We start from the raw sequence: 19,648 nt of genomic DNA, 5'->3' as shown, positions 1-19,648 counted from the left end.
GACGACATAGAGAGGTGAACCATGTGGCAGACAGTAAATCGTTTGTTAAACGAACATTTCGGTGTTGCTGAAATTCACGATAAAACTGAGTTAGCCGGAGGGGACATCCACCAAGCTTGGCGAGTCACACATGGAAAACGACAAGTTTTTGTCAAATCAAATCTGCGCGAGATGCTCCCTGTCTTCAAAGCAGAATCAGAACAGCTTGAACTCCTGGCACGCAGCCAAACTATCCGTGTTCCAACTGTTTATGGTATTGGCAACACCCGTGACCATAGCTTTCTATTGCTTGAATTTCTGCCTTTAAAATCTTTCGACCCTCACAGTGCCTATTGCTTCGGTCAACAACTGGCAAAACTTCATCAATGGAGTGAGCAACCTCAATTCGGCTTTGACTTTGACAATATGCTGGCAACAACTCCACAACCTAATGGCTGGCAACGACGTTGGCACCAATTTTATGCGGAAAAGCGGGTTGGTTGGCAATTACAAATCGCAGCAGAAAAAAACATGATATTTGGTGATATTGATAATATCGTTCAAGCTATAAGTAACAAACTTCAACACCATCAGCCACAACCCTCTCTGTTACATGGCGATCTCTGGCCAGCTAATTGTGCTTCACTAGATGACCAAGCCGTTGCCTTCGACCCAGCCTGTTATTGGGGAGATCGTGAATGTGATTTCGCTATGTTACCGTTATACCCTGACTTACCAATGCAAATTTTTGATGGCTATCAGAGCATATGGCCACTCCCTGCCAACTTTATTGAACGGCAACCTGTGTATCAGCTCTATTATTTGCTTAACCGGAGTAATCTATTTGGTGGTGATAATCTTATTGCGGTTCAAAATATTCTCGATAATATTTTGACTGAAAATAGCCAATAGATGGGTAATCAGGCTGCGAAAATACTTATTCCGCAGCTATAGCCAACCGGAGAATCTACCAGCCTAATATTTTCAATAGAAAATAAAAAATTGCACCGATAATTACCGGTGAAATATATAAGATATAAATCTGACTGAACAGTGTATGACGAGGAAGTTTAATTTTTAATTCAATCTGTTCTCTCGTCAGGCCATCATTGCCTTTAGCTTTTTCAATAATAAGCTGATCTTCAATGTTTTCTCGTATAAACTTCACTTGTCTGTATATCCGTTGACCTGACGCACTCATAGCAAGGCCGAAAAAAATAAGAAAATAGATAATCAGGAAACCAAGCGTTGATCCGGTAAAACCAGCCAGACGATCAGGTGTTGGTGAGTTTTTCCAGAAGAAATCCAGAAATGGGGTATTAAAACGCACCATTTCAGCCATCATTTTCAGGAAATCATTCAAAACAGCATTGATACCATCACCTTTAATACCGTGCAGCCAGGCAAGATTAATCACAGAAACAATGGTCGATAAAAGTGCCGGAACAAAAATCACCCAACCTAAAACTCGCTTAATAATAGCGATGTATCCGGCTTTTTGGTAAGTCATCGATACCCCTCATAACAATAAGCAGATTTTATTTTTGGCTAATCATAGCCCATCAATCACCAAATTTAACTTTATATTTAATTAACTAAGCATTTCTTACCATGTTCCCGATCAGGAAAAGATTTCACCTACTGAGATTGTTACAATCAGCTTTCGCTAACTGTCTGACCAAAGAGAGATACTTAAATGTCTTTTCATTTACCAATAAAAGCAGCCATTTTCGATATGGACGGCTTACTGATTGACTCTGAACCCTATTGGACCCAAGGAGAAAAAGAAGTATTTAGTGAATTAGGTCTGGATTTCTCTTTAGCAGAAAAACTACCAGATACTCTTGGATTGCGAATTGACCAAGTTGTGGAACTTTGGTATCAGGCTTCTCCCTGGCAAGGGGCATCAAAATCAGACGTGGAACAGCGAATTACCGACCATGTTATCGATTTGGTAAAAGAAAACCGTCCTTTACTCCCAGGTGTTGAATATGCTTTAAACCTTTGCCGCAAACAAGGACTAAAAATCGGCCTAGCCTCAGCTTCTCCACAATATATGTTGGAACAAGTACTCGAAATGTTCAGCCTTAATCACTATTTTGATACTGTCGTTTCTGCTGCCAACTTACCTCATAGTAAACCCAATCCCGAAGTTTATTTGCGCGCTGCTGAGCAATTGGATGTCGCTCCGATAAATTGTGTGGCCCTGGAAGATTCATTCAATGGAATGATAGCAACAAAAGCTGCAAGAATGCGTTCAATCGTTGTGCCATCCGCTCATCACTTTGATGACCCAAGTTGGGTTCTCGCAGATATTAAACTACATTCTCTCGAGCAACTCACTGTCATGAACATCACCTGATTATAACTTTAGCTGCCATCATTTATGCCAATGGCAGCTTCTTATTGTTCACATAGTAGTCGTAGCGCTTATGTCTTATTCTGTCAAATAAAAATCTAATTAAATATTAACGTCATATATTAATAAATAAGATATTTTTGCTTTTCACCCTCTATCTTACCCACATAAAACCCTCTATACTTCGCCGACTGTATGGATAGACAGTTATTAGTCAGAGGAATTTATGACCGCAGAAGGGCATCTTTTATTTTCAGTTGCCAGCATCATCTTGGCACATAAGCTAGAGATAACACCAGAGATAGCTTATGGAGACTGGTTGCATATGCTACCAGGGGTACTGCTTACTGCCTTGTTACCCGACATCGATCACCCTAATTCAACCCTGGGTAGATTATTCAGATTTATCTCCATTCCTATTGCCAAACTCTGCGGTCATAGAGGCTTTACTCACAGTTTACTTGCTCTCATATTAGGGATTACTTTATTTTGGCTAAAAATACCCGAAGAGTGGCTAATTCCAACTGATTTTTTCCATGCCATGATTGTTGGCTATTTGAGCCATCTGGTTGCAGATATGCTAACACCTGCTGGTGTGCCGTTATTATGGCCAATCAAAATACGTTTCTGTCTACCTGTGCTTGGCAAGCAAGGAAATAAGAAAGCAGAAAGGTTTATTTCTGCCTTATTAATTGTCATTGCCATTTTTCTACCAGAAAATATTGAATATTCTATACTTTTTTATATAAATCGCATCAAAGATCTCTATTTCTAATGCTCTAATTGACTAAAAATAAATCTTAAAAGTCACATTAATTATATTAAATTCTATATAGTTATAAATGAGAATAGTTTAATCTGGTACTATATTCCCCAACTGCTTGTTGTAATGTGTTCGTTTGCAAACCTACACGATTCGATACAGCTTATGACTTAACTAAATTGAATTCTGGAGTTTGGGGATGAATTTACCACTCATTTCGAATGTGCTCGTCTTCGTAGCACTGCTTTTGCTATTGTCAAAAGCCAGTTCACGGCAATGGAATCTGTCGAAAAAGGTTTTTGCGGGCCTTGCCATTGGCATTACTTTTGGCTTAGCACTGCAACTGGTTTATGGTTCTGATAATACCATAGTGAAGGAATCCATATCATGGTTCAACATTGTAGGTAATGGCTACGTACAACTTCTACAAATGGTCATTATGCCTCTGATATTTGCCTCTATTTTGAGTGCAGTCGCCAAACTACACAAAGCATCTTCTCTGGGAAAAATCAGCTTTCTGACTATCGGAACGTTGTTATTCACTACAATGATTGCAGCGCTTATCGGTATCATGATTATCAACCTGTTCGGCCTGACTGCTGAAGGTCTGATTCAAGGTCCCCAAGAAACAACACGTCTGTCTGCTATCGAAAACAACTATGTCAGCAAAGTCTCTGATTTATCTGTACCACAATTGATTTTATCTTTTATTCCTAAAAATCCGTTCGCAGATTTAACCGGCGCTAACCCAACTTCTGTTATCAGCGTTGTTATTTTCGCAACCTTCTTAGGTATCGCGGCCCTGCAAATGTTGAAAGATGATCATGAGAAGGGTGAACGCATATTAGTCGCTATCGACACTATACAGGCATGGGTAATGAAACTGGTTCGTCTGGTTATGCGCTTAACGCCGTATGGTGTTATGGCCCTGATGACCAAAGTTGTCGCCAACTCTAATATCCATGAAATTGCAAAACTGGGAACCTTTGTTATCGCATCCTACATTGCACTAGCACTAGTATTTGTTGCTCATGGGTTTCTACTTTCTCTCTTCGGCATCAATCCACTTAGATTTTTCAAAAAAACTTGGCCAGTGTTGACTTTTGCATTCACCAGCCGTTCCAGTGCTGCCAGTATTCCACTGAATGTCGAAACCCAGACACTCCGTATTGGCGTACCAGAATCAATCGCCAGCTTTTCAGCATCTTTTGGAGCAACAATTGGTCAGAATGGCTGTGCCGGAATTTATCCCGCCATGTTGGCCGCAATGGTTGCTCCAACAGTAGGCATAAACCCACTCGACCCAATGTGGATTGCAACACTCATTGGCATTGTCACTATCAGCTCTGCTGGCGTTGCTGGTGTGGGCGGCGGTGCTACGTTTGCAGCACTGATTGTCTTACCCGCAATGGGACTACCTGTAACGTTGATTGCTTTATTGATTTCTGTTGAGCCTCTCATTGATATGGGCCGTACGGCACTGAATGTAAGTGGTTCAATGACTGCTGGCACTATTACCAGCCAACTGATGGGACAAACTGATAAAACTATCTTCGATCAGGAAGAACACGTTGAATTAAGTCAGCTATAATTTAAACTTCAAAAACTGTAAAAAAGCCGGAATTGATTCCCCGGCTTTTTATTTTATTCACAATATTATTTATTCAGGTACTGTCCACTACGCAGTGCTTCAATACGTTTGTCCAATGGTGGGTGAGACATGAACAGCTCACTGAATGTTTTTGACTTACCATTAATACAGAACGCCATCATACTGCCTTCTTCCTGCGGTTCATAACTGGTTTTCAGGCGCTGTAAAGCAGCGATCATTTTCTCACGACCGACCAACTTGGCAGAACCTGCATCTGCATGGAATTCGCGATAACGTGAGAACCACATTGTGATAATGCTCGCCAGAATACCAAATACTATTTCCAACACCATTGAAACAACCATGTAAACAATAGGATTGCCCGAGGAGTTACTCTCTTCCTCATCACTGTTGCCAGACAGGAAACTTGATACAGCTTGAGCCAGTAGACGGGAAATAAAGATAACGAAAGTATTTACTATCCCTTGCAACAAGGTCATCGTCACCATATCACCATTAGCAATATGACTAATCTCATGAGCAATAACAGCTTCTGCTTCTGCCCTACTCATGTTATCCAATAGACCGGTGCTGACAGCAACCAGAGAAGCATTACGACGCGCTCCGGTAGCGAATGCGTTAATATCAGGCGCGGCATAAATCGCAACCTGGGGCATGGCAATATTGACTTGTTCCGCTTGACGGCGAACAGTTTCAACTAACCAATGTTCAACTTCATTTACTGGCTGTTCTATGACCTGGGCACCCACAGAACGCAGGGCCATCCATTTGGACATCAACAGGGAAACAAACGCCCCACCGAATCCGAACAGACCAGCCATAATCATCAAACCTTGTACACTACTCCCCTGAATTCCTGTCAAAGAAAGTATTATCCCGAACACCAACATAACAGCGAGGTTAGTGAGGAGGAACAAAACAATTCGCATCATAAAAACCGGCTTCCTTTATTAATAATCAATGCACTTTCAGAACTACTCTATAAATAAGGCTGTTCTTACTATATTCAAGGCTTTTAGCCTGTTAAGCGATAAAACCAACATAACTTTACAAAATCATGAAAAAAACCACATTAGCCTAACACCAATTGGTTAAACAAAATACGCCAATACCTGGTAATACTGAGAAAATGTGAAATAATTCATCCTTCCTGAAAAGAAAAAACACCTTCAAGAGACTGTTTATATTACTGGTAGCCCAATATACCATTCACTCAAAACATCCCAAGCGAACGATATTGGGCATTAATCATTAACAGGCTTTAACCCATTATTTTACTTAGACTTAGCCAACATTTTCTCAGCAGGTTGGTGCGCTAAATCAAGTGCAATCTTCACTGACTCATCAAGATAGGGATCCGGCCCCTGATAATCTTTAGGCAAATCATCCAGTGAAGTTAACGGTTTTTTACCCTCGCGTTTAAAGCGATCATTTATGCGATTCAACTTCAGAGCATCCGCTTCTTTATTCTCTTTCTCTCTTTGTACATAGTTCAGAGAAACAATATTTTTATGCTCTTTCAGCGCTTTATAGTGAGCAATATCCTCATTGATATACTTGAATTCTGGATCAGTTGTAATGCGGGCATTGTGAGCAACATTCAACTGAGGAACCAATGCAGCAATAATTTTAGACCCTGTATAATGGGCAGGAGGAATGCTATCCCAAGGCAAAGCATTATCTTCGAAACTTTCCCCGGTTTCTGCCGGATCAACCCCCGTAGGCATTACGATATCAGGAGTAACCCCTTTACGCTGAGTACTACCGCCATTGACACGATAAAACTTCTGAATCGTATATTGAACAGATCCCAGTGATGGCCAATCAGGACGCATCATTTGATCGTAAATACGACTCAAAGAACGATATTGCTGAACTGTACCTTTACCAAAAGTCGGTTCACCAACAATCAACGCTCGCCCATAATCCTGCATTGCTGCGGCAAAAATTTCAGAAGCAGAAGCACTAAAATGGTCTACCAGAACAACCAAAGGTCCTTTATAGTACACCACTTCATCAGTATCAGAATCCTGACGAATTTTCCCATTATTATCTCTAACCTGGACAATCGGGCCACTTGGGAGAAACAAGCCTGATAAAGAAACCGCTTCTGTCAGCGCACCACCACCATTGCTACGCAAATCAATGACAATAGCACTGACATGCTGTTTGGTCAGTTTTTGTAATTGAGTTTTAACATTATCAGTCAAACCAACATAAAAACCCGGGATATCAAGCACGCCCACTTTTTCCTGACCCATTGTCTTAACTGACATCTTCACAGCCCGATCTTCCAAACGGATCTGTTCGCGAGTTAAAATAACAGTACGCGGTTTTGCTCCTTTGGTATCAGAAATAACCTCAAGCCGCACTTTACTCCCTTTAGGACCTTTAATCAGCGCAACCACATCATCCAGACGCCAGCCAATAATATCCACCATAGACTTTCCTGACTGGGCAACACCGATAATCTTATCACCCACGTTTAATGCTTTGCTTTTGGCGGCAGGTCCACCAGCAACCAAAGAATTTATGACCGTGTAGTCATCATCTATTTGCAAAACAGCACCAATCCCTTCCAGGGAAAGACTCATTTCTGAGTTAAACTGTTCAGTATTGCGTGGTGAAAGATAATTAGTATGAGGATCAATTTCACGGGCAAACGCAGTCATAATCAATTGGAAAACATCTTCACTCTGGCTTTGTGTCAGACGTTTTAACGCGGATTGATAGCGTTTGGTGAGCATCTCTTTGATTTTCTTGTCCTCTTTGCCGCTGAGCTTGAGGTTGAGCCAATCATATTTAACTTTAGCATCCCAAAGTTTATTTAGCTCTTCCACACTCTGTGGCCAAGGGGCTTTGGAACGATCAACATCAATTGTATCGTTACCATCAAAATTCATTGGTTGTTCAAGACGCGATAAAGCGTACTGATAACGCTCAAAGCGACGTTTCTGTAACAAATTAAACAAGTCATACGGAATTTCCAGATTCCCATTTTCCAACTCCTTGCCTAACAACTTTTTCTTATCGGCATACTGAGCAACATCTGACGCTAATAATATGTTATGGCTGTAATCCAGTATATTAAGATAGCGGTCAAATATTTTTGCCGAAAAATCACCATCTAAATCAAATTGGCGATAATGAGAACGAGTGAAGCGGGATGTTACCCGCTCGCTAACTGTTGAATGCTGAGGCTCTTGCTTCAATATAGGTAATTGTTCAATACCAACAGGAACAGCCACTGGACTGTTTGTATTTGCATAACAAGTACCAAAAATTGAAACACCTAAGACAAAAGCCAGTTTGACGAATTTGTTCATGCCCAGGTCGGCCTCCGTATCAGAACTGTAAATGTTCTGCGCGTACAATCATTGCCAAACCGGAAGGCAATTGTACCCGTACACCATCTTTGGCGACTTCAAGCACAGAAGCATCCACTGAACTTTTACCCACTCTTACTTTAATTTCCTGACCAATTTTCAGCGATGAAACATCGACAATCTGAATCGGTACAGGTTGAACAGGTTTAGCAACGGGTTTACGTGCTTGCTGAGGGCGCTTTTGCTGGCGTGGTGGCTGCCGTTTTTCCCCCTCAGTATTATTAGCGCGGCGACGAGGAGCTGGTTTCTTGGCTGTGGGCCGTTCATTTTTTTCACCAGCAGCCACATTTTCAGCTTCACGTTTTTTAGCTCTTTGCTCTGCACGCTGTGCCTGAACCCGTGCTTTAGCTTCAGTCAGTTGCTGAAGAGCGTGCTCAATGTGTTCCGCTTCCAATTCACCGCATGAATTACCATCAAGGTCAACACGCTGCGCACCTTCTTTCACACCATACAGGTAACGCCAACTTGATGTGTACAGACGCAAGGCGGAACGCAATTGTGTTTTACTTAAACACTCTTCGTCCTGAATACGTTCAACGATATCTTGAAAAATACCGATCTTTAAAGGACGAGCTTCACCTTCGGCTACGAAACAGAGCGGGAAACGCTCAGCTAAAAAAGCAATAATCTCTTTACTACTATTCAACTTAGGTTGATTTTCCATGAAATTTCCTGATTACAACGGTTTTGCCAACCAGCATAGGCATGAACTGGCGTCATTATAATAGCGTTGCTGATAAATGCCACGTTATCCATATGTTAAGTTACATTCAATTCAACATATTTCGGCACAACGCACTGTTCTAAATGAGCACAAAGCCCATCAATAAGGGCTTGTAAGCCAAATTCGTCTTTCTCGTCGAACCTATTAAAGACCGTACTATCAATATCCAATACACCAATAATTCTATCGCTTACGATCAACGGCAACACAATTTCAGCGTTACTAGCAACATCACAGGCGATATGACCAGGGAACGCATGAACATCATCAACACGCTGGATACGCTTTTTCAATACAGCCGTTCCGCATACCCCCTTGCCAACAGGTATTCTGACACAAGCAACTTTTCCCTGAAATGGCCCTAACACCAACGTATTACCATCAATCAGGTAAAAGCCAACCCAGTTAACGTCATGCAAACGTTCATACAACAATGCACTGGTATTAGCCAGCGTCGCTATTAAGTCATACTCACCAGACAACAGAGCTTTTAGGTCTCCCGTAAGCTCCCGATAGAACTCATTTTTATTCATAATTGACCTATCCGATGAAATTCACAAAACGCATCTCTATTTTTATATCAAAAAAACATCAAGTGCCCATAACAATAAGGTTAACAGTCTGTCACACTGACGTAAATTTTTTACTGTCTTTAATAAGATATTCTTTAATTATATTTATTGAATACTTGCAAAGGCTAGTGAGATATCACACTACTTCACCAAAACATTATCAGAGGTACAACCAGTATGAATATGATTCACTGTTAGTGCCTCTATGCCCTCATACAATAAAATCAAATTGAGTTTTTACACAATTATAAAGATCAATTATCTGATAACAGTATCGCTCATTAGCCCCTTTCATTTGAGAATTGACTAGTGGTGTAGTAAAAAAACCAAACATTCAAACAAGTTATCCATAGAATTATTGCATTTACCACACCATCACCAACACTTTGAGTCCTTATTACCACACCAAATAAATATTTCCTACTGAATGTATAAAAGGTCAAAGAATAACAGAGATAAAAAAAGCAATATGACAAGAGTAAGTTTTAGAACAGATCATTATAACAGCAATATCATCTACCGATTATCCAGCACAGAAAATATTATTACTGGAAATCTCAGCTATTTGATCTATTCTCAATGATGGCCCTACTGGTCTTACCTGTTATCTAAAAGTTAAGGAGCGATCATGAACCAGACAAAATTAAGAATTTCCAGCTACGAAATTGATGATGCTATTCTCTCTTCACCTTCCCAAGAGGACGATATCACCATTAGTATTCCTTGTAATTCCGACCACGAACTTTGTATGCAGTTGGATGGATGGGATGAACATACCAGTATTCCCGCCTTACTAAACGATAAACACATTCTTCTCTACCGAAAGCATTATGATAGACAAAAACATGCATGGGTTATGAGGGTGGTCTGATGTCCACAAAAATTGTGACAAAAAGAGGCCGAGTTGACTCCTCTACTCGGCCTAGGGAAAATGGCTCTTAAGAGCCGTGCGCTAAAAGTGTCATTGAGACGAAAAACAACTTACAATTTAAAGAGTAGCTGACATACTTGCATTTTACCAACTTTTTGGATAATAAATAATCAAAAACAACATCTTCCATTAAGCCAAAATAGACGCTATCGCTTACTCAATGACATTATCTTTTATCGCACAATGCTAAAGCTGCTTGTTGGAATGGCTCTATACTCATTTTTTGAGTCGGATTTTTGCTATCATCCAATAGAATAATATCCAAAGACTTAGCATTCACTTTCCCCACCTTCATCATATCCGTGGCTATATCATTCAATGGGTATTGCACTAACGTACTTGGATTAATCACAAACAGAGCCTTATTTGCTCGGCAATCCAACATCACCTCTTCCCGTGTAAATGCCCATTTATCACCAAATTGTAGCTCACTCACCGTTTCAATCGGTGCAGCAACATTTTGAAAAGAGAGACAAAACAAGGAAAATAATAAAAGTAAACGTTTCATAATAGTTACCAATGTAGATATAAAAGCGAGCGAAATGGATCTTTTCACACACTATCTATACACTCCCATTTTTTCCATATTCACTATATTTTAGTGTCAAGAATAGACTATACCCTATGGATTTCAAGATGCATTGCGACGGCAAGGGAGCGAATCCCCGGGAGCATAGATAACTATGTGACCGGGGTGAGTGAGTGCAGCCAACAAAGAGGCAATTTGAAAGATAACGGGTATATACCAACAGCACCTATTGAGACAGATAATTAATTAAGAAAATCAAATCGGTTGATAAGTAGCAAAAACAGCAACACATAATAGAACTAATGCTCCAAGAATAATTTCAACCCAACTATTGATAATTAACAATTGATAGCGGCCAGGCTGCTTCAGTTTAGGAACCAAGATATAGCGGTTAATTAATGCAAGCATCACCATACCCACCACCAATGCTATCTTCAGCCATAGCATGGATTGATATTCACTACCGCTATATTTCGGCCAGTTCGGTAGCAAAATTAAGCCGCTTATAATACCAGTAATGATAATTAGGGTTACAGCAACGTGACCATATGTGGAAAAACGCATCATAGAGATCATAATCTGTTTATCCAACCCTATAGCCAATTCATTTTGTATCCGTAAAAATTGCAAACATAACAAAAACGGCCATAATCCACCAAACCAGTATCCAACACTCACTAAGTGAATTACCTGATTAATCTGAGAAAAAACACCTGTTATCCCATCATGCATTACCGAATGGCCTATAAAGGCATGGCAGGAGAGTAAAACAGCAGAACTGATTAACATCAAAATATTTCTGGCTTTTTGTTTACTGATAAACAAAAACCCTGTAGCAACTATTGAAACCAGTATTTGCCATTGCCAAACTTTACCAAAAGTTGTTTCCAATACTGCCAACCAGATTTCTAGATTACAAATATCCTGCCAACCATCACCCATTATTCCCGATTGAATTGCCAACCATCCCATTGTTGTTACTAATGTCACAACTGTACTGATAATTACCCCTACACGAAGGCGCACATCAATCAGAACAGATAAACGCTCAGGAACCAATATGGCAGTAAATATGCTAAAACCAAACACTAACATAACTGCCACGAAATGAGTGAAGCGACAAAGAATATACAGCGTCGCTAGAGACATAATTATTTCACTGTAAAGCTATAGACACCTTTAGTCTTATGCCCATCAACAGAGACCACGCTCCAGTTAACATCATATCTCCCTGTCGTCAGTTTATCTTCGATAGGAAGAATAAGTTTCGTATTAGTTACCGGATCAAGCTTCAATTTTCCCGTTTTAATGGGTTTATTTTCCGGGCCAATCACTTTTATTTTACTAAAACTCAGCTCAATACCTTCAGAAAAGCTTAGCGTGATCACCTGCGGTGTATTTTCTACTGTAGTATCTTCTGCCGGAATTTGTTCTGTTAAATGCGCATGAGCCAAAGCTTGCTGGCAAGATATGGCAACAAAAAGGACAATTAAAGCAGATAATTTTCGGCCAAAAGAGCGGATTGTGCTAATGGTCATCAATAACCTCTTAATTTTCAAATGAATCTCTATATACCCGTCATCTTTCAAGTTGCCTCTTTGTTGGCTACACTCACTCACCCCGGTCACATAGTTACCTATGCTCCCGGGGATTCGCTCCCTTGCCGTCGCGATGCATCTTGAAATCCATAGGATATAAATTGTCATCATTTTATATCAAAAGAATTATTTTATCTGCGATAACTTACAATAAGAATTTCGTCTTGTGAACTATCGCGCAAAAATAAAGGAAAACCGCAGTATTGACTTTAAATACCTAAAGTTATTGCGACTACTGCGGCTAATTAATTCCATTTCATTAGACAGGATTTGCAGCAGCCAGACCTTTCAGATCCTTATCTAATAAGAAAAGTGCTTTACCATCCTCACCAACCATATCCAGTTTATCAAGGATAGATTTAAACAATTTCTCTTCTTCATGCTGTTCTGCTACATACCATTGCAGAAAGTTAAAAGTAGAATAATCCTGCGCGGTTATCGCCAAATGAGCCAGTTTATTAATTTCGGCAGTAATAAATTTCTCGTGTTCATAAGTTCTATTGAGTACATGAGATATAGATTCATAATCGGCCGAAGGTGCATCAATTTGCCCCAAACGTGGCATTGCGCCTGTATCACTCAGATACTCAAACAAGCGATGCATATGTTGCATCTCTTCCTGAGAGTGCGATTTAAAAAACGCAGCGGCACCTGGTAACCCTTGTTCACTACACCATGCACTCATTTGCAGATATAAATTCGCAGAATAGAACTCCAGATTCATCTGCTCATTTAATTTATTAACCATTTCTTGATTTAACATAATAGATACTCCAGTTATTAATTGAACTATATTATGCCAATTAAATGAAAATAATAAAACCCAATAATAAAAATAAATCAAAAATAAGTATCACATTGAAATATCAATATATTTTTTAATAAAAAAATGAAAATGAATCTCATTTAATATATTTAAATGAAAATGAATCACATTTACAAAATAATCTTCATCAAGGAATTTTGATATTTAATGATAATGAATATTATTTATATTTATAAAATAATCAATTCAGCCCTTGCCAGAAAAACCTGCTTGGATTAGTTTTATCACTTTGTGAATGAGAGAGACACTGATGAAACATAATCTGGCCGAACTTTCTACAGAGAATATGGACAAAGTGAATGTTGATTTGGCAGCTTCTGGTGTAGCCTTTAAGGAACGTTACAATATGCCGGTACTTCCTGATACAGTTGAACAAGAACAACCCGAACATCTGCGGCAATATTTTCAACAACGTTTAGTGCATTATCGCCAATTTTCCAAACAATTTTCCAATTTACCCTACGAGCCAAAAGGCCGCTGATCATCCAGTAAGAATGGGTAACCACCGGATAACCGGTGGTTATATACCCTATGGATTTCAAGATGGATCGCGGCGGCAAGGGAACGAATCCCCGGGAGCATAGAGAACTATGTGACCGGGGTGAGTGAGTGCAGCCAACAAAGAGGCAACTTGAAAGATAACGGGTATATCCAATTACTGATCTGCAAACCTATCTGTTGCACTAATAAGCTGATGTAAAATACCCGGCTCATCAAATGAATGCCCTGCTCCTTCAATGATATGTAATTCCGCTTCCGGCCATGCCTGCGCCAGATCCCAAGCATTTTGCACCCGGCAAGCCATATCATATCGGCCATGAATGATAACTGCCGGAATATCCCGTATAACGTCAATATTATTCAACAGTTGCTGCTCCTCATTCATAAAACCCTCATTGATAAAATAGTGGTTCTCAATCCGAGCAAATGCCAAAGCAAACTCATCTTCCGTAAAACACTCTACATTATTTGAAGGAAGCAATGTTACCGTCTCTCCTTCCCATAAACTCCAGAGACGCGCGGCTTCTAATTGCACCCGAAGATCATTACTAGTCAGCCGCTTATTATATGCTCTGATCACATCCTTTCGTTCACTTTCCGATAAAATAGATACCGTTCGTTGCCATTTGTCAGGGAAGAAATTAGAAGCACCATCCTGATAATACCAGTGCAACTCTTGTGGTCTCAGCAAGAAAATTCCCCGAAGAATTAATTCAGAAACGTGTTGGGGATGAGTCTGGGCGTAAACTAAAGATAAAGTTGAACCCCACGAACCACCAAATACCAGCCATTTTTCTACTCCCATCAATTGACGTAAGCGCTCAATATCTTCAACTAAATGCCAAGTGGTATTATTTTCCAAACTGGCATGAGGTCTTGAACGCCCACAACCACGCTGATCAAATAACATGACATGATATTTCTTCGGGTCGAATAACCGACGATGATAAGAGGCAATACCACCCCCCGGCCCACCATGAATAAATACAGCTGGCTTACCTACAGGATTACCACACAATTCCCAATAAATTTGATGACCGTCGCCTGTATCCAAATACCCCGAACGATAAGCTTCACAAGCCGGATATAATTTTCTCAATTCTGACATAACATTTCCTTTACTGGCTAACACCAAATCTAGTATCCGTCTAATGACGGGTAGAGATAACTATCAGAAAATGTCATTTCAATTCGCTATAGCTAATCGTATTTTGCTGACAATCAACGACAACTCGGTAATCTTTGTCACGCTTAGAACCACGAACAGTCAGCGGAATTTTTAATACATCTTTATCGCCAGTGATATTTTCCGCTTTTACCCATACCACTGGTTTAGACGTTCCCAATTGCTTTCTATCTTCTGACCAATGGTTAATGCGGTTTTGCAGAAAATCACGCTTTACTTGAGCGGCAATTTGCGATTTAGTTAAATTGTCACAAGAAATAAATTTATCAACACGTTTGTTCTCCGACACAGCAGATACTGTGAATGAAACCGTGAGCAAAAGTGCAGCACCTGATAGGCCAACTCTGTTAATGATATGACATGCTTTCATACTACCTCCCGTTAATATCTCAAAGTAAGAGATTAAATATGGAGCTAACCTAACATGTCAGGTAAAATAAATGTGTGATTATTGTTAAATAAATAATTTAATTATGTTGATTTTTCATCATCAAACACCACATTAACCTGCTCTTTTCCTCGATGCCGCTCACGAAGTTCTTGTGCAACCAACGCAATCGCTTCGCCACTGCTCATTCCTTCAACCATCAATTGCTGAATTTTTTCTACCGCTCGTTGCTGTTCCTCATGGGATAAAGTTGGCATCTCTGAAAACATGATAATAACCTCTATAAAGTGATCTATGCCGAAGAGTATAGCGATTTTTAACTCAAGTAAGGAATGGATTTCTATGTTAATCTGTAAGGATTAAAATCAAGACTAACTTTTGCATTACAATTGCTAAACCAACACTATACCCAATGGATTTCAAGATGCATCGCGACGGCAAGGGAGTGAATCCCCGGGAGCATAGCAAACTATGTGACCGGGGTGAGCGAGTGCAGCCAACAAAGAGGCAACTTGAAAGATAACGGGTATATAATGAGCATTTCACTACAAAAACGGCAATTACCCTATCAACCAGACGCTGCCATCAACTATTTCGCGCCGATTTCAAATCAGTCTTGGGCGATGCTGTTCCATTCTGGTGCTGCCAACCATCCCCATAACCGGTTCGATATTTTGGTTGCAGAACCACGGATAACACTGCTCAGTCATAATAAATCAACTGAAATAAATGAAGACGGCAATAGCTATATTACTGAGGAAGATCCCTTTTACCTGCTAAAAAAAGACAACTAGAGAAATTAAATATTACAGCAAAGCTTGATCCTGATTTGCCATTTCAGGGCGGTACGCTAGGTCTATGGGGATATGATCTTGGGCGTTATATTGAAGAGTTACCATCACAAGCCAAAAATGAGCTGTCATTTCCAGATATGGCAATAGGTATTTATGACTGGGCGCTAATTGTTGATCATCACAAAAAAGAGGTGATTTTATTCAGCTACAGTGATGTTGACACGCGTCTGAACTGGCTTACTTCTCACCCAGTTTCGCCAAAAATGGCTTTTACGTTGACCAGTGAGGGGCAATCAAATATGAGTGCCAAACAATATCATGAGAAAATTAACTGTATTCATCACTATCTGTTAAGTGGTGACTGTTATCAAGTTAACCTGGCACAACGATTTTGCGCTGATTACCAAGGAGATGAATGGCAAGCATTCATAAAACTTAATGAGAACAACCGCGCACCTTTTTCCGCCTTTATTCGTTTACCGGAAAACAGCGTTATCAGCGTCTCTCCTGAACGTTTTTTACTCCTGGAAAATAAACAAATTCAAACTCGCCCGATTAAGGGAACATTACCGCGCTTAAGTGATACAGAAAAGGACATATTGCAAGCTGTAAAACTGGCAGCCTCGAAAAAAGATCAGGCTGAAAATTTGATGATCGTCGATTTATTGCGTAATGATATTGACCGGGTAGCCACACCGGGGTCAGTTAAAGTTCCTGAATTATTTGTAGTTGAACAATTCCCTGCCGTTCATCATCTGGTTAGCACAATCACCGCAACACTGCCAAATGAACAACATGCTACGGATTTATTACGTGCCTGCTTTCCCGGTGGTTCTATTACCGGAGCGCCTAAAATCAGAGCAATGGAAATAATAGAAGAGCTTGAACCTCACCGCCGACATGGATATTGTGGTTCAATTGGCTATATTAGTTTCTGTGGCACAATGGACAGCAATATCAACATTCGTACCCTCTTAACTGAGAAAGAAAAAATATATTGCTGGACCGGTGGCGGAATCGTTGCCGACAGCATTGCTGAAAAAGAGTATCAGGAAACATTTGATAAGTTGAATCGTATCTTGCCGCAACTAGGGAAAATAAAAGTAATATGATATCACTGTCTGATTTCGTTAACAGATTTCAGTTACAACTTCCACCACCACCTAAACGGCTTTCAGATAACAACCGCCATGCTGCGGTGTTATTACCAATCATCTGCAAACCGAAGCCAACGTTATTATTGACCCGACGCTCCGCCACTTTACGATCACATGCCGGTCAAGTCGCCTTTCCAGGGGGGGCTGCTGATCCTAAAGATAAATCAATAATCGCGACAGCACTACGAGAAGCGGAAGAAGAAGTTAACATACCTCATCAGAAAGTTCAGGTTCTGGGACAACTCGCTCCTTTAAATAGCATCAGTGGCTATCTGGTGACGCCTATTGTCGGATTATTGCCTCCCGGATTATCCCTCCACAGCAACCCGGCGGAAGTTGCCAAAATATTCGAAGTTCCTCTATCTGAAGCGCTTTCACTTTCGAGTTATCATTATCTTGACGTTAGTCGCCGTGGTCAGCGGCATCGTATCTATTTTTACTGGTATCAGCAGCATCTCATTTGGGGATTGACAGCGACAATAATTCATCAATTAGCTCAACAAATTCAAGTTTGATCCAAATCATTTAAGGATAACAAATTTGTATTTTTTTTACTCATCTTTATCGCTGTTGCTATCATAATTCAAAAAAACCTGTAAACTCCCTTATCAACACTACTAAATCACAGTAAAGTAGCGTACCTCAATATATATAACTATATCTCTATCTTTTTTAAGGAGTCTGGCGTGATTAGCGTTTTCGACATGTTTAAGGTCGGTATTGGCCCATCTAGCTCTCATACGGTTGGCCCGATGAAAGCCGGCAAACAGTTTGTCGACGATCTGGTAAACCAGGGATTAATGCCTTCTATCACGCGTGTAGCCGTCGATGTTTACGGCTCACTCTCATTAACCGGCAAGGGTCATCATACGGATATCGCCATTATCATGGGTCTGGCAGGTAATTTACCCGCCACCGTTGATATTGATTCGATCCCCGGTTTTATTCGTGATGTAGAGCAAACACAACGTATTAAACTAGCCAACGGTTTACATGAAGTCGATTTCCCACGTGATAGCGGCATGGTTTTCCGAAGTGATAATCTGTCATTACATGAAAACGGCATGCAAATTCACGCATTCTCGGGGGACAAAAAAGTTTATAGCAAAACCTACTACTCGATTGGTGGTGGTTTTATTGTTGATGAAGAACACTTTGGTAAACCCTCTCAGGATACAAAACCAGTTTCATATCCATTCAATTCAGCAAAAGAATTACTGATGAATTGTAATAAAACCGGGTTATCTATTTCCGGTTTAATGATGAAAAACGAACTGGATCTCCACAGCAAAGAAGAAATTAATGCCTATTTTGCCGATGTCTGGGATACCATGCAGGCTTGTATTGAACGTGGTTTGAACACCGAAGGGGTTTTACCTGGTCCACTGCGTGTACCACGCCGGGCAGCGGCATTACATCGTATGCTAACCTCATCAAATAATTTATCTAATGATCCAATGAATGTCGTGGATTTGGTGAATATGTTTGCCTTGGCAGTCAATGAAGAAAATGCGGCGGGTGGGCGTGTTGTTACCGCACCAACCAATGGCGCTTGTGGCATTGTTCCTGCCGTACTCGCTTATTACAACCATTGCATTGAACCTGTAACACCAGAGCTCTATATCCGCTATTTCCTGGCTTCTGGCGCTATTGGCATCCTATATAAAATGAATGCATCGATATCTGGAGCTGAAGTGGGTTGCCAAGGGGAAGTAGGCGTTGCCTGCTCGATGGCAGCAGCCGGCCTTGCTGAACTGCTCGGTGGCAGCGCTGAACAGGTCTGTGTTGCGGCTGAAATCGGTATGGAACATAACCTCGGCCTTACCTGTGACCCGGTAGCAGGCCAGGTACAAGTACCTTGTATTGAACGAAATGCCATTGCGTCAGTAAAAGCAATCAATGCTGCACGCATGGCTTTGCGCCGTACCAGTGAACCGCGCGTTTCTCTCGATAAAGTTATTGAAACCATGTACGAAACAGGTAAAGACATGAACGCTAAATATCGTGAAACATCCCGCGGTGGGTTAGCAATTAAGGTTCAGTGTGATTAATCAAATAAATAACTTATTTTTTAATCAGTAAATGCTTCTGTAATGAAAATATCCCTACCCTATGGTTGGGATATTTTTTGACCAAAACGTGGAATGATCATCTTTTGATCTAAAAAGATGAATATGTTTTCCATTTTAAACTAATAAGATGTTATCGAAAACAGAATAAATATCTAACAATAAGCAAATTATAGATAATTATAAATTAATTTTGCGATTTTTAGCTTATTAAATTGTTTTGTGGTTAACATTTTTATCTATTTCATTTTTTCTGACTGACAGCAATTTTCCT

General features: G+C 40.3%; 20 protein-coding genes and 1 pseudogene. 9 read left to right on the top strand and 12 right to left on the bottom strand.

The window, feature by feature from the left end; translation table 11 throughout:
- The first annotated feature begins 21 nt into the window (after positions 1-21).
- Positions 22-891, top strand: a complete 870-nt coding sequence (locus tag LG003_RS00735; protein ID WP_112875718.1) for a fructosamine kinase family protein — start codon at positions 22-24, stop codon at positions 889-891.
- A 55-nt stretch (positions 892-946) separates the two neighbouring features.
- On the opposite strand, the gene LG003_RS00730 is transcribed toward LG003_RS00735, so the two are convergent.
- Positions 947-1,489 (bottom strand): YniB family protein, encoded by a 543-nt coding sequence (locus LG003_RS00730; protein ID WP_262979967.1) that lies wholly within the window; start codon positions 1,487-1,489, stop codon positions 947-949.
- 186 nt (positions 1,490-1,675) lie between these two features.
- Here LG003_RS00730 and hxpB point away from each other — a divergent pair, with 186 nt between their 5' ends.
- The 3 genes from hxpB (at position 1,676) to LG003_RS00715 (ending at position 4,692) form a co-directional block, all read left to right on the top strand.
- Positions 1,676-2,341, top strand: a complete 666-nt coding sequence (gene hxpB / locus LG003_RS00725; protein ID WP_112875716.1) for a hexitol phosphatase HxpB — start codon at positions 1,676-1,678, stop codon at positions 2,339-2,341.
- A 223-nt stretch (positions 2,342-2,564) separates the two neighbouring features.
- The gene (locus LG003_RS00720; RefSeq protein ID WP_262979966.1) at positions 2,565-3,113 is read left to right on the top strand and encodes a metal-dependent hydrolase; all 549 of its coding nucleotides are present in this window, start codon (positions 2,565-2,567) and stop codon (positions 3,111-3,113) included.
- A 187-nt stretch (positions 3,114-3,300) separates the two neighbouring features.
- Positions 3,301-4,692 carry an L-cystine transporter gene (locus tag LG003_RS00715; protein WP_262979965.1) on the top strand — a complete coding sequence of 464 codons (1,392 nt, stop codon included), beginning with the start codon at positions 3,301-3,303 and terminating at the stop codon, positions 4,690-4,692.
- 65 nt (positions 4,693-4,757) lie between these two features.
- Here the strand turns inward: LG003_RS00715 and htpX are convergent, their stop codons facing one another.
- The 4 genes from htpX to LG003_RS00695 all read right to left on the bottom strand — a co-directional run bounded on the left by htpX (position 4,758) and on the right by LG003_RS00695 (position 9,356).
- On the bottom strand, positions 4,758-5,645 hold the full coding sequence (gene htpX, locus LG003_RS00710) for a protease HtpX (protein WP_262979964.1): 888 nt from the start codon (positions 5,643-5,645) through the stop codon (positions 4,758-4,760).
- 342 nt (positions 5,646-5,987) lie between these two features.
- Positions 5,988-8,039, bottom strand: a complete 2,052-nt coding sequence (gene prc / locus LG003_RS00705) for a carboxy terminal-processing peptidase (RefSeq protein WP_262979963.1) — start codon at positions 8,037-8,039, stop codon at positions 5,988-5,990.
- Between the two features lie 19 nt (positions 8,040-8,058).
- Entirely contained in the window at positions 8,059-8,763 is a 705-nt protein-coding gene (proQ, locus tag LG003_RS00700) for an RNA chaperone ProQ (RefSeq protein ID WP_112875711.1), read from the bottom strand.
- A gap of 95 nt (positions 8,764-8,858) precedes the next feature.
- Positions 8,859-9,356 carry a GAF domain-containing protein gene (locus tag LG003_RS00695; protein ID WP_112875710.1) on the bottom strand — a complete coding sequence of 166 codons (498 nt, stop codon included), beginning with the start codon at positions 9,354-9,356 and terminating at the stop codon, positions 8,859-8,861.
- 667 nt (positions 9,357-10,023) lie between these two features.
- Here LG003_RS00695 and LG003_RS00690 point away from each other — a divergent pair.
- Positions 10,024-10,266, top strand: a complete 243-nt coding sequence (locus LG003_RS00690) for a DUF1480 family protein (RefSeq protein ID WP_112875709.1) — start codon at positions 10,024-10,026, stop codon at positions 10,264-10,266.
- Between the two features lie 226 nt (positions 10,267-10,492).
- Here the strand turns inward: LG003_RS00690 and LG003_RS00685 are convergent, their stop codons facing one another.
- The 4 genes from LG003_RS00685 to ftnA all read right to left on the bottom strand — a co-directional run bounded on the left by LG003_RS00685 (position 10,493) and on the right by ftnA (position 13,216).
- Positions 10,493-10,834, bottom strand: a complete 342-nt coding sequence (locus LG003_RS00685) for a YebY family protein (protein WP_262979962.1) — start codon at positions 10,832-10,834, stop codon at positions 10,493-10,495.
- Between the two features lie 276 nt (positions 10,835-11,110).
- Positions 11,111-12,004 (bottom strand): copper homeostasis membrane protein CopD, encoded by an 894-nt coding sequence (gene copD, locus LG003_RS00680; RefSeq protein WP_112875707.1) that lies wholly within the window; start codon positions 12,002-12,004, stop codon positions 11,111-11,113.
- 2 nt (positions 12,005-12,006) lie between these two features.
- Positions 12,007-12,393: a CopC domain-containing protein YobA gene (gene yobA / locus LG003_RS00675; RefSeq protein WP_112875706.1), complete on the bottom strand. Its 387-nt coding sequence runs from the start codon at positions 12,391-12,393 to the stop codon at positions 12,007-12,009.
- Between the two features lie 319 nt (positions 12,394-12,712).
- Positions 12,713-13,216, bottom strand: coding sequence for a non-heme ferritin (gene ftnA, locus LG003_RS00670; protein WP_112875705.1), 504 nt, complete (start codon positions 13,214-13,216; stop codon positions 12,713-12,715).
- A 313-nt stretch (positions 13,217-13,529) separates the two neighbouring features.
- Here ftnA and LG003_RS00665 point away from each other — a divergent pair, with 313 nt between their 5' ends.
- Positions 13,530-13,760, top strand: coding sequence for a DNA polymerase III subunit theta (locus tag LG003_RS00665; protein WP_262979961.1), 231 nt, complete (start codon positions 13,530-13,532; stop codon positions 13,758-13,760).
- 174 nt (positions 13,761-13,934) lie between these two features.
- Here LG003_RS00665 and pip read toward each other — a convergent pair whose 3' ends face one another.
- The 3 genes from pip to LG003_RS00650 form a co-directional block, all read right to left on the bottom strand.
- Positions 13,935-14,888, bottom strand: a complete 954-nt coding sequence (pip, locus tag LG003_RS00660; RefSeq protein ID WP_262979960.1) for a prolyl aminopeptidase — start codon at positions 14,886-14,888, stop codon at positions 13,935-13,937.
- A gap of 73 nt (positions 14,889-14,961) precedes the next feature.
- Complete coding sequence (gene yebF, locus LG003_RS00655; RefSeq protein WP_112875702.1) at positions 14,962-15,336, bottom strand: protein YebF; 375 nt, start codon at positions 15,334-15,336, stop codon at positions 14,962-14,964.
- Positions 15,337-15,437: 101 nt separating this feature from the next.
- Complete coding sequence (locus tag LG003_RS00650; protein WP_112875701.1) at positions 15,438-15,623, bottom strand: YoaH family protein; 186 nt, start codon at positions 15,621-15,623, stop codon at positions 15,438-15,440.
- A 264-nt stretch (positions 15,624-15,887) separates the two neighbouring features.
- Between LG003_RS00650 and pabB the strand changes: the two are divergent.
- From pabB to LG003_RS00635, 3 genes and pseudogenes are all read left to right on the top strand, one after another.
- Positions 15,888-17,260: pseudogene (gene pabB / locus LG003_RS00645) on the top strand (aminodeoxychorismate synthase component 1).
- Positions 17,257-17,820: a CoA pyrophosphatase gene (locus tag LG003_RS00640; RefSeq protein WP_112875700.1), complete on the top strand. Its 564-nt coding sequence runs from the start codon at positions 17,257-17,259 to the stop codon at positions 17,818-17,820. Before pabB ends, LG003_RS00640 begins: the two are co-directional and overlap by 4 nt.
- A 171-nt stretch (positions 17,821-17,991) precedes the next feature.
- Positions 17,992-19,356: an L-serine ammonia-lyase gene (locus tag LG003_RS00635; RefSeq protein WP_112875699.1), complete on the top strand. Its 1,365-nt coding sequence runs from the start codon at positions 17,992-17,994 to the stop codon at positions 19,354-19,356.
- The last annotated feature ends 292 nt before the right edge of the window (positions 19,357-19,648 follow it).

The organism is Photorhabdus kleinii (genome assembly GCF_025384885.1).
GTDB classification, from domain to species: Bacteria; Pseudomonadota; Gammaproteobacteria; order Enterobacterales; family Enterobacteriaceae; genus Photorhabdus; species Photorhabdus kayaii.
This window is presented reverse-complemented; position numbering and strand designations above follow the sequence as displayed.